At 58.3% G+C, this 13207-nt stretch carries 15 protein-coding genes; 11 read left to right on the forward strand and 4 right to left on the reverse strand.

Going from position 1 to position 13207, the window contains the following annotated elements; genetic code table 11:
• The first annotated feature begins 13 nt into the window (after positions 1-13).
• Positions 14-547, forward strand: coding sequence for a phage baseplate assembly protein V (locus tag QMK51_RS12885; RefSeq protein WP_258700687.1), 534 nt, complete (start codon positions 14-16; stop codon positions 545-547).
• A 7-nt stretch (positions 548-554) separates the two neighbouring features.
• Here QMK51_RS12885 and QMK51_RS12890 read toward each other — a convergent pair whose 3' ends face one another.
• Positions 555-1319, reverse strand: coding sequence for an HNH endonuclease (locus QMK51_RS12890; RefSeq protein WP_258699775.1), 765 nt, complete (start codon positions 1317-1319; stop codon positions 555-557).
• Between the two features lie 88 nt (positions 1320-1407).
• Between QMK51_RS12890 and QMK51_RS12895 the strand changes: the two genes are divergently transcribed.
• The 7 genes from QMK51_RS12895 (at position 1408) to QMK51_RS12925 (ending at position 6288) form a co-directional block, all read left to right on the forward strand.
• Entirely contained in the window at positions 1408-1785 is a 378-nt protein-coding gene (locus tag QMK51_RS12895) for a GPW/gp25 family protein (protein ID WP_258699776.1), read from the forward strand.
• Entirely contained in the window at positions 1769-2890 is a 1122-nt protein-coding gene (locus QMK51_RS12900) for a baseplate J/gp47 family protein (protein WP_258699777.1), read from the forward strand. Before QMK51_RS12895 ends, QMK51_RS12900 begins: the two co-directional genes overlap by 17 nt.
• Positions 2883-3464 carry a phage tail protein gene (locus QMK51_RS12905; protein WP_258699778.1) on the forward strand — a complete coding sequence of 194 codons (582 nt, stop codon included), beginning with the start codon at positions 2883-2885 and terminating at the stop codon, positions 3462-3464. Before QMK51_RS12900 ends, QMK51_RS12905 begins: the two co-directional genes overlap by 8 nt.
• Complete coding sequence (locus tag QMK51_RS12910; protein WP_320394298.1) at positions 3464-4624, forward strand: phage tail protein; 1161 nt, start codon at positions 3464-3466, stop codon at positions 4622-4624. Before QMK51_RS12905 ends, QMK51_RS12910 begins: the two co-directional genes overlap by 1 nt.
• Positions 4625-4631: 7 nt before the next feature.
• Positions 4632-5192 (forward strand): tail fiber assembly protein, encoded by a 561-nt coding sequence (locus tag QMK51_RS12915; RefSeq protein WP_258699780.1) that lies wholly within the window; start codon positions 4632-4634, stop codon positions 5190-5192.
• Between the two features lie 140 nt (positions 5193-5332).
• Positions 5333-5524 (forward strand): Com family DNA-binding transcriptional regulator, encoded by a 192-nt coding sequence (locus QMK51_RS12920; protein WP_413817526.1) that lies wholly within the window; start codon positions 5333-5335, stop codon positions 5522-5524.
• The gene (locus QMK51_RS12925) at positions 5494-6288 is read left to right on the forward strand and encodes a DNA adenine methylase (RefSeq protein WP_258699782.1); all 795 of its coding nucleotides are present in this window, start codon (positions 5494-5496) and stop codon (positions 6286-6288) included. Before QMK51_RS12920 ends, QMK51_RS12925 begins: the two co-directional genes overlap by 31 nt.
• Before the next feature lie 76 nt (positions 6289-6364).
• On the opposite strand, the gene QMK51_RS12930 is transcribed toward QMK51_RS12925, so the two are convergent.
• Both QMK51_RS12930 and QMK51_RS12935 read right to left on the reverse strand, forming a co-directional pair.
• A complete protein-coding gene (locus QMK51_RS12930; RefSeq protein WP_320394300.1) occupies positions 6365-6934 on the reverse strand; it encodes a hypothetical protein in 570 nt (189 codons plus the stop codon).
• Entirely contained in the window at positions 6931-8124 is a 1194-nt protein-coding gene (locus tag QMK51_RS12935; RefSeq protein ID WP_320394301.1) for a methyl-accepting chemotaxis protein, read from the reverse strand. Before QMK51_RS12935 ends, QMK51_RS12930 begins: the two co-directional genes overlap by 4 nt.
• Here QMK51_RS12935 and QMK51_RS12940 point away from each other — a divergent pair.
• Together QMK51_RS12940 and QMK51_RS12945 are read left to right on the forward strand one after the other, a co-directional pair.
• The gene (locus QMK51_RS12940; protein ID WP_320394302.1) at positions 8113-8490 is read left to right on the forward strand and encodes a hypothetical protein; all 378 of its coding nucleotides are present in this window, start codon (positions 8113-8115) and stop codon (positions 8488-8490) included. The two genes, QMK51_RS12935 and QMK51_RS12940, sit on opposite strands and share 12 nt — an antisense overlap.
• Positions 8491-8966: 476 nt before the next feature.
• The gene (locus QMK51_RS12945; RefSeq protein WP_320394303.1) at positions 8967-9980 is read left to right on the forward strand and encodes a GlxA family transcriptional regulator; all 1014 of its coding nucleotides are present in this window, start codon (positions 8967-8969) and stop codon (positions 9978-9980) included.
• Positions 9981-10072: 92 nt separating this feature from the next.
• Here QMK51_RS12945 and QMK51_RS12950 read toward each other — a convergent pair whose 3' ends face one another.
• Complete coding sequence (locus QMK51_RS12950) at positions 10073-11038, reverse strand: AraC family transcriptional regulator (RefSeq protein ID WP_320394304.1); 966 nt, start codon at positions 11036-11038, stop codon at positions 10073-10075.
• A 159-nt stretch (positions 11039-11197) separates the two neighbouring features.
• On the opposite strand from QMK51_RS12950, the gene QMK51_RS12955 reads away from it, so the two are divergent.
• Positions 11198-13189, forward strand: a complete 1992-nt coding sequence (locus QMK51_RS12955; protein ID WP_320394305.1) for a TonB-dependent receptor — start codon at positions 11198-11200, stop codon at positions 13187-13189.
• The last annotated feature ends 18 nt before the right edge of the window (positions 13190-13207 follow it).

A 13207-nucleotide genomic window follows, 5' to 3' on the forward strand; every position in this document is an offset into this window, starting at 1 on the left:
GAGATGAATGCATATGGGCGTTGAGCTGGAGTACGGGGACGTCAGCGCGGTGGATTACCAGACTTGTCGCATTCGGGTCAGGCTGGATGATCGGGACGGCGTCGAGAGCTACTGGCTCAACGTCCCGCAGCGCAACACACAGGGCACCCAGCGGCGACCGTTGATGCCCGAGCTAGGGGAGCAAGTCGCGGTGTTACTCGATTCTGATGGCGTTGGCGGTGTGTACCTGGGTGGGGTCTATTCATCAGCGGAGCCGCCGCCAGTAGTGGATGAGGATACGGACTATGTGCGGTTCAGCGATGGGACTGTTTCGACTTACGACCGTGCGGCCGGGGTGATGACGTTGGACTGCGTGGGGGCACTGCTTTTGAAGTGTGGCCGGAACATCACGGTTGAGGCGGGTGAGCCGGTGACGGTGAAGGCACCTTCAGCAATTTTGGATGTTCCACAGGTCACATTGAATGGAAATCTGCAGGTGAATGGAAATGTGAACGCAACAGGGACGGTGATGGATGCTCTTGGCAACTCAAACCATCATTCTCATTGAACGGGCATCAAGAGATCACGACACCAGTTCGACAACGAATGGCAAAACATCCTTCCATGGAGTTTCCCCCCACTATCGTTCTCTTCGGACCGATATCAAGTCCAATGCTCTTCGCCCGAAAGGTAACCTCCACGGCAGTAAGTGGTGTTTTGATTTGAAATAGCTCTTCAGGAGCCTCCGCATATTGCTTTCTGAGTGCTTCCTCGCTGGTCAACTCCAAGAACTTCACAGAGCAGGAGTCGCCATTAGGGTATTTCACGGAGAGCATTTTACCGGAGGGCGGACATTCAACATCCTCTTGGTTGCCGTGAACTGTCCAGAAACTCTCTTCCATTGAAAATCTTGGCTCACCGTCGACGGTTGTTTCGGCGACGTTAAGGAGAAGATATCCTTCATCGTCGCGACTAAGCCAAATCAGCGGATTACCTTGGTAACGTATTGCCTCATAGGTTTCCACAAAATAACTGCCACCAACGACCATCAACAACTCGTTTCTCATCCAGTTGAACCTTCCCTCAACGTGTCCTGTTCCCTCCTTTGGCTTCTTTAATTTTTTGAGCTGGTCAACGGTAAAGGCTCCCCCGTCTGCCTGAGCATGATGCTCAACACACAAAGCAATCATCCCTTCAGGGTTATGGTGATTCAGTTCACGCCAAGGGGGATCAAAGTGGTGCCACTCTAGAAAAGGGCTCCCGCAACCGAGTATAGGGCAGCCAAAGCCGACTTCTTTACGAAGTTGCCTACGCACGTCTATTTTGGGTTTCCTATCCATCTCTCATTTCCTCCAGTGTTAGGTTCGGCCTGTGCATCTTTAAACTCGATTAAAAGTCGAGCTTAGACTAAATCATCACCATGGGCGCATGACGACGCCCACTCCCTACACCAGCATCACCGCTGCCCACTGGCAGCCCGCCCTCGGTACATCCGGCGAGGTAGTCGAGGGTCTGCGCGACATCGACCAGGCCATCCGCATCGTCCTGACCACACCCAAAGGCAGCGACGCCCATCGGCCGGAGTTTGGTAGCGACATTCATTTGTACATCGACTGGCCCGTCAATCGTGTGACCCCGCACCTGGTGCGTGAAGCGGTCGACGCCATCCGTCGCTGGGAAACCCGAGTCTCGGTCGTCCAGGTGCTGGTGCTCATTGAGGACTCGCGCATCATTTTGCGCGTGCAGTGGCGTGTTGCGGATGGTGTCACCCAGTTGACCGAGGTGCCCTATGCGCGAGCTGCCTAAACCGGTATTCATCCAGATCGATCCGGCTGCCACTGAGGCGGATTTGATTGCTCGGTACGAGTCCAAGGCAAACAAAACCCTTTATCCAGCCCAAGTTGAGCGGCTGTATATCGACCAGATCGCCTACGCCGTGACCCGTCTGCAGATGGGTATTCAGAGCGCGGGTGAGCAGCTGTTGGTCCGGTTTGCGAAAGGGCCGATCCTCGACTATCTCGGTGAGTTGGTCGCCACTCCTAGGCTGTTGGCTGTTCCAGCGCGTTGCCCGCTTCGATTCAGCATGCCGATAGTGGTGCAGCAACCATTACTGATTCGGGCCGGAACTCGGGTCAGCACCCAAGACGCCAAGCTCACTTTTCTCACGGACCAAGACGCCATAATCCCGGCTGGCCAGACCCAGATGAACGTCCCAGCTACCTGTCTGATTGCTGGTGAGCTTGGCAACGGCTGGGCTGTTGGCCAGATCAGCAGCATTGGTAATCCGCCAGCAGCTGGCCTAACCGCGACAAATACCAGCATTACCGCTGATGGCGCCGAGGACGAAGAGGACGAGCGCTATCGCGAGCGGATCATCCTGGCACCTGAAGCCTTCAGCAATGCCGGTAGCCGTGGGGCCTATCGCTACCATGCTCTGGCAGTGCATCAGTCGATCATTGATGTCGCCGTACATGGACCGGACGAAGGGCAACCGGATGGCCACGTAGCACTGTTCCCGCTTACCAACACCGGATTGCCCTCGGAGGACCTGCTCCAGCAGGTCAAGAGCCGGGTCAGCGGTGAAAAGCTGCGTCCAATGTGCGACACCGTTCACGCCTATGCACCCACCGAAGTCATCTACCAGATCAAGGCACGCATCACCTTTTATGACACTGCAGATCGTGCTGAAGCCATGAAAGCGGTCGAGGCCGCAGCCGAGGCCTACGCCGTTGAACGGCGTGCGGGACTCGGTCGGGATCTGGTCCAGGAGCAACTGACCGCGCTGCTGCAGGTGAATGGCGTCTATCGGGCTGACCTGGAGTTCCCGAGCGCCCTACGTGAGCTGATCGGAAATGAGTGGGCCAACTGCACCTCAATCCAACTGGAAGATGCGGGTGTGGCTTATGGCTGATCAACAGCTACCGCCAGCCCTGGCGGGTGACGAACGTTTCGCATTGCTGTGCGAACTGCTCAACGAGACCCTGGACAGTCTCGATATCAACGCGATGTTGGTGTACCTGGTCGACCTGGTGAAGCCCCAGTTACTGCCGAACCTGGCTGACCAATTTTCGCTCCTCGATGAGGCGGCTTGGTTGTTGGCTGAGTCAGAGGACGCCAAACGCAACCTGATCAAGTACTCAGCCCAACTCCATCGCTACAAGGGCACGCCTTGGGCAATTCGTGAGGTCATTCGCCTACTTGGCTTCGGAGAAGTGGTACTCCAGGAGGGCCTGAACAACCAGGTACGTGACGGCTCGATCATTCGGGACGGAAATCACGTTCATGGAGACCCCAACGCTTGGCCGCTCTATCGAGTTTTTCTCAAGCGCGCCATCACCAATGATCAGGCAGCGCTTTTGCGCCGCCTTCTACTTTCCGTCGCACCGGCTCGATGCCGCTTGGTGTCACTCGACTATCAGTCAGTCGCCATCCGGCATAACGGGTTTGCACGTCGTGACGGCCAATTCAACCATGGGAGCAGCTAATGGCCGATCTACCCGAATTAAATGAATGGATAGAGGGCATCTACCAGCTTGAGACGTCCGACCCCGTATTGGGTGGTCCTGAGGGTATCGACAACCTGCAAGGTAAGCAGCTGGCGAGTCGAACGAAGTGGCTCAAGGGGGTGATAGACAAGATCATAGATGGCACGACCTCCATCGGTAAGGCTGCTCGGCTAGAGACCGCCCGCGCCGTGAAATTCAAGGGCGCGGCTACCGGCAGCGGCGATTTTGATGGGAGTGCTGATATAGATATCACCCTGGCCTTGGCAAACAGCGGCGTGGTCGCTGGAACCTTTGACAGGGTGACTGTGAATGCAAAAGGTCTAGTAACAGGAGGCAGCAATACTCCTGTTGTCGCAGTTTCAGCGTCCAGAACGTTGACTTCTGACGAGCTGGGATTAGTTCTGATCGACTCAAGCGCAGCACCGTTAACCATTCAACTACCACCAGCTAACTCTGCGTTGGGTGTATGCGATGTGATTGTTCGCCGCGCCGACAATAGTGGTAATCGCCTGGTGGTGAAGGCCGGAGGCACTGACAAAATCAAATTCCATACCCATCTACGGACAGAAGGTTATTCGTTCTTTGTACTGATGGGCGCAGGGGATTACTGGCATCTACGCAGCGACGGGGCAGGAAACTGGTTCCCCATTTCCCGTTGCGATAGCACACCGCTAGGTCGACCCGTTTTTGAAACCACAACGGCATTTTTCCCCGGAGGATGGGGTTCAATTAATAGTTGGGTGTACAACCGCGTCGAATGGCCGTGGCTCTGGGATCACGCGCAACAGTCGGGAATGCTGACCACCGAAGCGGCTCGGGTCGGAATGGAGGGTGGGTGGACATCTGGAGACGGCGTTTCGACGTTTCGCAGCCCTGAAGCTCGGGCCGAGTTCTTTCGGGTGCTTGATGAAAACCGGGGGGTCGATGTCAGTCGTGTGGCTGGTTCATGGGCTACCGACCTGATCAGAGCTCACAGCCATAACATCGACTCGCCAAGCAACCCGACCGGTTTGGGCACAGGGAAAATTGCTCGGGGTAATCGTTCCGACATTTCCGGGTTTCCTGGATCGGAACTATATGGCGGCGTTGAAACTCGCCCACGCAGCATTGCCTATCCAGGTCGTTTGAAACTTATCTGAGGTGTTCATGGCTACTTATTTAATTGACAGTGCGGGAGCGCTGAATGGCCCGGTCGAGCTTCCCGTAATTCCCGGATTGGGTGTGCAACTACCCAGCAATTCAGTCGAACTGCCGAACGTGTTGCCTGCTCCAGGAGAAGACAGCACATGGACCTTAATCGATGGACAGCCTCGAAAAACACCGGACCATCGTGGAACTGTCTATCGAATTGACACTGGGGTATCTCTGGAGTGGACTGAGCTGGGAGCGCTTCCAGATGGTTACGTCGCTACTCCATGGCCAGGGGCTCACTACGTCTGGCTTGAAGGTGCGTGGAAGCTCGACGTATCGGCGCAACTCGCGGCCAAAGCGTTGGAGGTTCGTGATGAGCGAGATGTTCTTCTTCGGGAAGCAACCCTTCGTATTGCGCCGCTGCAGTACGCCCATGATGAAGGAGACTCGACCGAAGAAGAGGAAGTGGCTTTGATCGGTTGGAAGCGTTACAGCGTCGCTTTAAGTCGGATTGAGCAGCAAGCCGGTTACCCACAGGCCGTTGATTGGCCTGTACAACCCAACCGCGCTGAATAAAAGAAAGAGGGCTGTCAGCCAAAGTGTTGGAGCACTTGGGCTGACAACCTACCAGCAGACCTAGCTGCAAGTCGGCCAAGGCCCTCTGCTCACGCGCGAGCGGCAGGGAGCCTACCAGAAGCGCAAAAGGTTTGCAGATGATGCAAGAGATACGTTGTGGCCAGTGCGGCCGGAAACTAGCGGCTGTCCGTGGTTTCCTTGAGTTACAGATCAAGTGTCCGCGTTGCCGGACACTCAACCACCTGAAGGCCGAGAGCCCCCTGACATCGCCATCGAGCGCCACCAGCCATCAGGAGGCACCATGTCTGCGCAACCCATCATCCCATGGTTAGGGGGCAAACGCCGTCTTGCCGACCGCATCTTCCCTCTGTTTCCAGCCCATAGCTGCTACGTCGAACCTTTCGCGGGTGGTGCCGCGCTGTTCTTCCTTCGGCCGGTACCGGCCGAAGTGGAAGTGCTTAACGACGTGAACGGCGATCTGATCAACCTTTACCGGGTGGTGCAGAACCATCTGGAAGAGTTTGTCAGACAGTTCAAGTGGGCCCTATCGAGCCGACAGGTGTTCAAGTGGCTGCAGATGACTCGACCTGAGACACTCACCGATATTCAACGCGCTGCCAGGTTTTACTACCTACAGCAGTCCGCTTTTGGCGGGCGTGTTGATGGCCAGACCTTCGGTACTGCAACCACCACACCCCCAGGCCTCAATCTGCTGCGCTTGGAGGAAACACTCTCTGCAGCTCACCTGCGGCTCAGCAGCACCTACATAGAGCATCTTGGCTGGCAGGAGGTGATTAAGAAGTATGATCGCGAACATACGCTGTTCTACTGCGATCCCCCTTACTGGAAGACCGAAGGCTATGGTGTCCCGTTTGAGTTTGAGCAGTATGAAGCGATGGCCAAGCTACTGGGCGAGATCAAAGGTAAAGCCATCATCAGCCTGAATGATCACCCAGACATCCGCAGAGTGTTTGCCGGCTATCACATGGAGACCACTGACATTAAATACACGGTCGGTGGTGGGAAAGGGAGTGAGGCAAAGGAGGTGCTGATCTTCAGCTGGGATATTCAGGCCGAACCGGCCGGCCTGTTTTGATATTCTGTTGCAATGGATGCAAAAGAATCAAAAGTGATTTATCTCACATTTGGGCGCGGATTTTTCGCGCCCGGCATCAGGACACTGTCGTTGTGCCGATCAGGCAGTGTTGCAGCCGTTCGAGAGCGTTGTGCAGCGAACGGGGGGCATGCCTGAGCAAGCGTTCGTGCAGGTACTGCAATTGAACCAGCATTTCCAATGGGCAACTCTGATGGGCGGCGGCGCGCACCGACAGGCCGCGCAGCCGCCCCAGGTCTTCCAGCTCCCAACAGCGCTCGGCGATGCTCGGGGGCTGCAGATTGAGCGCGCAGCGCTGCAGTTCGAGGTGCTGGATGGCGCCGAGCAGGTCTTGCAGTAACCGGCAATGGCCATCGAAATCTGCTGGATCGCGGCGTAATGCGCTCCAGGCCTGGCACTGTGCGCAATACGGCCACTCTCTCCAGCGTTGGTCGAGCGCCTGACCCAGTGACTGGCACCGCTGTTGTGCCTCGCGGCTGATCTGTCCGCCGAGACCGCGATGTTGCTGCAGACCTTGCAGCAGGTCGAGGCCCAGCAAGAGAGCCTGCCTCAGCCCCATGTCACTCTGTGGCAGAAGGATTCGTCGGGATTGCCTACCCTCGAGTGCGGTGGCGAGTTGTTGATTCATGGGCGGTTTCCGACAGTGAGCTGGTTGAGATAGCGGGTCAGGTCGTGCAGCGCATGGGTCTGCGTGCTCTGCTGCTGCACCGCCCCATTGACCTGTTGCAACTGTTCGCTGAGGGCATGATTGGCTTGCTGGTGCTCGCTGAGTGCCTGTTGCATGGCGCTGAGGTGTTGCAGATTGGTCTGGCTTTGTCGAGCCAGGTCGTCGAGGTTGGCGGCCAGGTGCTCGCTCTGCTGGCTGCCGGTTCTCAGCAGGTCTCGGTGTTTTTTGACCTCGCCATCTACCTGGCGCACGGCATCGGCGATCGCCGTCGCGGCCGTGGTGATTTCGTTGGTGGCCCGGTCGGTGGCCTGGGCCAGGCTGCGGACCTCCTCGGCGACCACGGCAAAACCGCGGCCGTGCTCGCCAGCGCGGGCAGCCTCGATGGAGGCATTGAGCGCCAGCAACTGGGTCTGCCTGGCCAGTGCCTGGATGCTATTGACGGTGCTTTCCACTGCGGTCGTGCGTTGCAGCAACGCTTCCACGGCCTGCGCGGTATTGCCCAGACTGTGCTGAATGGTGAGCATGCTGCCACCCACTGAACGCGCCTCCAGACAACCGGCTTCGCTCTGGGCATGGGCGTTGGCAAAGGCCGCCAGCGCACCTTGGGCCAAGGCATCGATGCTGTGCAGGGTCTGATCGATCTGCTCGCTGGCGGCAGCGATCATGGCGATTCGTTGGCTCTGCTCTTCACCCTGATCGCGGGCCTGCTGGGCCATCTGCTCCAGGGCACGGCTGGCGAACTGTACCTCGCTGCGCAGGCGTTCGTTGTTGCGCAGTTGCATGCTGGCGGCCACCAGTAATGTCGCCGGGTCGGCATCCCGGGAGTTGCGTAGCAGTTGTGCCAGTTCAGTGTCCCAGAATGTCTGTAGATGGCGTTGATGGCGCTCACGCAGGTGCCAGGCGCAGCCCAGGTAGAGGACGCCGGGTATCAGGGCCAGTGCGCTTGCGGGCTGTTCGGCCAGCGCGAGACCACAGGCACCCAGGGCCAATCCGAGCGGTAGCCAGAAGCCGAGCTTGCTGCGTTCGAGCAGGGCCATGCCAGGTTCGAGCAATGCCTTGGTGAATGTTGTGCCGGCCAGGTGCGACTTGCCGCCATCGCTGCGCAGATTAGCGATGGCATGACCCGGGGGGAGCATTCCTTGAGCAGACATGAGGATTTCCTTTTATGCCGGGATGAAAGCAAAAACGGCGCACGCTCACCTGCCGCAATGTGCAGGGGAGCGGACGCCGTTGTCCGTGATGTTTGCGAAGCCATCGTCGTTGATGGCGAAAACCTGACAAGACCTAAGCAAGTTGTTTGCCAGCCTATGTCAGTCAGTCAAGGTGCGGAACCTGTGGAAGCGGGCTTGCACTTAACTGACTGGCATCAGGGGCAGGCCTATCCGTTTTTCCCCGACCTGATTCTGATTTTTACTTCGCTGGCTGCGAAGGCAGAAAAGGCGATCAATGCACCAGGCGCGGGAGTTGTAGAGTTGCAGTGCTCCGTTCTGGTTCGAGCCAATCAAGGCCGGGGTTGAAGGGATCAACCACTCTTCGGGGAAGACGCTTTCGACGGAGCTCCTCAGCCCCATTTTTTCGATGACAAAGACCCGCTTCGTCACGGCTTTCAGCTGGCCTGATCAGTCGCATAATGGTGCTAGGGGGCGTTCTCGATTAGTTTCCCTGCCGTGTTGTCGCCTTAAAGCGGGCCAGGCAAGGCGCAGGCCGCTGGGAATGGTAGCTCCCTTTCCAAGGCCTGCAACGCAGCCTGGCCCGCTTTAAGGCACAACCCGAAGGGCCGGGCCTGCTGTTGTGCAGGGCTGTGTTGCTCGAAGCTTATTTGGAATGACCAAACTACGCTTCTCGCGCCTTGCCCTGCACAACAGCAGACCCGGCGCGGCGGGGAAACTAATTGAGAACGCCCCCTAGGGCTTTTTGAACTTCTGCGGTTAGCATGACGCTTTATCAACGCACCAAGCGACAGGTTGGTTAACGTAACCGAGTGGGTCAAACATTGATCGTACGACGCCAATTCAGCGGAGGCATGAAGGGGAAAAATCTCCGCTACCTGAATGAGAACTCTGGTGAGCCTGCGCGAATGACACGGGCAGGCTTTGTGTTGCTCGAGCATTTCTCGCTGCCCGCGTTCACCCAGGCGCTGGACACCATTGTCACTGCGAATCTGCTACGCCCCGGGCTGTTCTCTTCCCGAACGTTCGGCTTGAATGACGGGGAGGTCATCAGCGATCTGGGCCTGGTCATTCGGCCTGACGCACGTCTCGATTCTTCAGCCATTCAAAACCTGGATCTGCTGGTCATTTGCGGCGGCTACAGGACAGAACTGAAGGCGACTGATGAGTTCATCCACCTGTTGAGAGCGGCGGCAGACCTGGGTGTCAGCCTGGCCGGGTTATGGAATGGCGCGTGGTTCCTGGGCAGGGCTGGGATGCTGGATGGATATCGTTGCGCCATTCACCCCGAGCATCGCCCCGCGCTTGCGGAAATCTCCAAGACGACGCATGTCAGCAGTGAGCCCTATATCATTGATCGAGACCGGCTCACTGCCTCCAGTCCCTCTGGGGCATTCCATATGGCGTTGGACTGGATCAAGGAATTGCACGATAAAGCCCTCGTCGAGGGTATTGAGGACATCCTGGCTTTTGAGGAGTCTCGTTACCGGCGCATCAAACCGACTGAAAATATCTGTGTGAGCGCGCCATTACGCGAGGTGGTCAAACTGATGGATGCCAACCTCGAAGAGCCTTTGGAGTTGGAGCAGTTGGCCGTATACGCAGGCCGTTCCCGGCGACAACTCGAGCGTTTGTTCAAGGAGCAACTGGGCACGACACCGCAACGCTACTACATGGAATTGCGGATTACCGAGGCGCGTCGACTCCTTCAGCACACAGAGCTATCTCAGGTCGATGTGCTGGTTGCCTGTGGTTTTGTTTCGCCCAGTCATTTCAGCAAATGCTACAGCTCGTATTTCGGCTACAGGCCTTCCAAGGAAACGCGACTCGTCAAGTGAAAGCATCTTTTCGAGTCTGCGCACCCTCGTGACCTGCCGCGTCACCCTACTTGAAGCGTGCTTCAAAGTCCGGGACCTGCGCCGCTGATTGCTCAGCGGCGCTTGCCGAATACCGATTTGGGTGGCTTGCCGAAAAACCGGGTAAAGGCTGCGCTGAAATTGTTGGGGAACTTGTAGCCCACCTGATAGGCCGCCTGGGCCACCTGGCAACCGCTCTCGAGCAGGGTGTATGCCTTGCGCATGCGGATCTCGTGAAGCATGCGGTGCGGTGTGGAATTGAAGCGGTAATGCAGGCCTTCCTTGAGTTTGAACTCATTGAGCCCCACCGCGGCGCACAGGTAGGGGATGGTCAACGGCTGGTCCATCCGCTCGATCATGATGTCCCGGGCGCGATCGAGTTTCTCGATGTCCACCGCGCTGAACTGCAGGCTGTCGGAACTGGTGGCAGGGCTCAGCAGTTTCAGCTGTTCGGAGAGCAGGCTCAGGGTGTGAATGTGCATGTCCAGGGTGCCGCTCACCCCTTGGTTGAGGTAGCGGGTCAGGGCGGTGGCGTGGCTGGCGCTGGCCGCCGAGGTTTTCTGGAACGCCAGTTGGCGGACGTTACCGTTGCCCAGCAACTGGCGGGTGCGCTGCTCGCCAATGTACTTGTTGAGCATGTTTTCGCCGATCAGCAACCGCAGTTGGGACACCGTTGCCCCGGCTTCGTAACAGCGCTCGCCGAGGCTCATCTGGAACGAGGTGATGGTGGTGTAGCCGGCGCGAAACGACACCGCCGAACCGTCGACGCCCTTGTACCCGGAGTCACCCTGCATGCCGAAGGTGATCACCAGCATATGACGATTGTGCGGGCTGACGGTTTCCTCGATCAGGTTGCGCGTGGGCCGGTAGCGCGAGCGCACCACCATCAGGTCGTCATCCAGACACAAGCGTTCGGAATAGCACTCGCCCAACTCCTCTGGCAATTGCTGGCGCATCCAGCCGCCGCTGTTGTTGCTGACCAGCCGCGAGTGCGTTGACGCGACTCGATACGACTGAGAAATCCTCTGTAAGACCGCCACTTTTATTGTCCTCCTTGATTGGGCTACGGCTCGCATATGGATTAATCCAGAATCCATATGTATACATATGATAAGCATTCGCATTAATGAATATCATGTTTACAAGTCTACTGCCATCTCCGGGGAAGGCAGTGCGCTGATTCATTGATGGGGAAAGCAATGAGCATGCATGTGTTGAAAGCCAGCGGTTATACGCTGTTTGTTGGCTGCTGGGTGGGTGGCGTGACGACTGTCATTGCGCAGACAGAGCTGCCGTCGGTCATCGTCACGGCGAACAAGATCGAGCAGGAACAGGAGAAAGTCCCGGCCAGCCTATCGGTGCTCAACGGCGAAGACCTGCGTAAGGGTGCCATCGATGATCTGGAGCGCCTGGCCCGAGTCACCCCCGGGTTCACCTTTCAACCCTTTGGCCAGTCTGGCACCAACCTGCCGGTGGTGCGCGGCCTGACTTCCAGCTCCACGGCGTTTTCGTCTTCGATGCTGATGCTGGTGGATGGCGTGCCGACCCTGATGGGGCAGGGTTTCGACCACAACCTGCTGGGGGTGGAACGCATCGAGATCCTCCGTGGGCCACAGTCGACCCTCTACGGCCGCAACGCCGAAGCCGGGGTCCTGAGCATCCATACCCGCCAGCCCGATGCCGAGCCTTACGCACGGATTGAAGCCGGTGGTGGCAGCCGCGACCAGCGTACCCTGAGCGCCGATGCCAGCACCGCCCTGGTGCCGGACACCCTGTATGCCGGGGTGTCCGGGCAATGGCTGGAACAGGACGGTTTTATCGACAATACCTATCGCGGGGGCCAGGCCGATGACCGCGAACGGCATAGCGCGCGGACGGTCCTGCGCTGGACTCCGGGTTTGGCGACGGACGTCAACCTGCGCTATAGCCGTCAGGATTATCGCGACGGCGGTTCGCAGTGGGGCGCGGTGAATGCCTCACGGCGCGAGGTGCGCTCCGGTACTTCAAGCTGGAACCATTCCAGCGGCCGTAGCTTGTCTCTGGATGTGCTGCATGAGTTCGATTCGGGACTGAAGCTGCACTCGATCACCGCACGCAATGACTTCTACGACCGGGTCCGGCAGGACGCGGATTTCATGCCGGCGGACCTGTTCCACCTGGGTCGCGATTACCACATGAACACCCTGTCCCAGGAGTTTCGTCTGGAAGGCCAGTGGCGCGACAACCAGTGGCTGCTCGGTGCCTATGCCGACCGCGACGATCATGACCTGTCCTATGAGCTGAAGCTGCCCCTGAGCCTGACCCGCACCGACGTGCAATTGGGCGGCAACACCACCGCGCTGTTCGGCCAATGGGTGATGCCCCTGACCGAGCGCTGGACGCTGACGCTCGGTGCGCGGGCCGAGCAGGACAAAGTGCATATCGACCCGGCGGTCGGCAGCCGCCAGAGCGACCAATGGCAACGCTTCACCCCCAAGGCGGCGCTGCAATACGAATGGCAGCCCGACGCCTTTGTGTATGGCAGTTACGCCGAAGGTTTTCGCGCCGGCGGTTTCAATGCCTTCTCCAGTGCCGCCAATTACCCCGGCTATGACCCGGAAAAAGTCAAAACCTACGAGGTCGGGGCCAAGGGCTGGCTCGACGACAAACGCCTGCGCTACTCGGCGGCGCTGTACTGGATGGACGTACGTGACATGCAGGTGCAGCAGATCTTCCAGCCGGGAGTGGTGTACATCACCAACGCCGCCTCGGCGCGCTCGACGGGGCTCGACCTGGAAGCTGAATACCTGTTCGCCGACAACTGGCGGGTGATCAGCGCCGTGGGCCTCAATCGCACCCGTTTCGAACGCTTCAAGGAAGGCAGCAACGACTACCAGGGCAACCGCAACCCCTACGCGCCGGACCTCACCGGCCACCTCAGCCTGCGCTATGACGCTCCCGCTGGCTGGTACGCCCAGGGCGGTATCAGTGCCGTCGGCAAGACCTACCTGGATTCGGCCAACCAGTACAGCCGTGGCGGCTACGGCCTGATCGACCTGAATGCCGGTTACGACTTCAGCCACTACGGTATATCCGCTTACGTGAAAAACGCCGCAGACAAGCGCTACGACGCCGTCGGCTATCTGAATGGCACCGCCCGGGTCTACAGCCCGCCGCGGGAGATCGGCCTGCGGGTCAGCTACGAACTGTGAACGATGAAAATAGTGAGC

Origin of the sequence: Pseudomonas sp. P9_31 (assembly GCF_034008235.1) — a bacterium.
Classification (GTDB): Bacteria; Pseudomonadota; Gammaproteobacteria; order Pseudomonadales; family Pseudomonadaceae; genus Aquipseudomonas.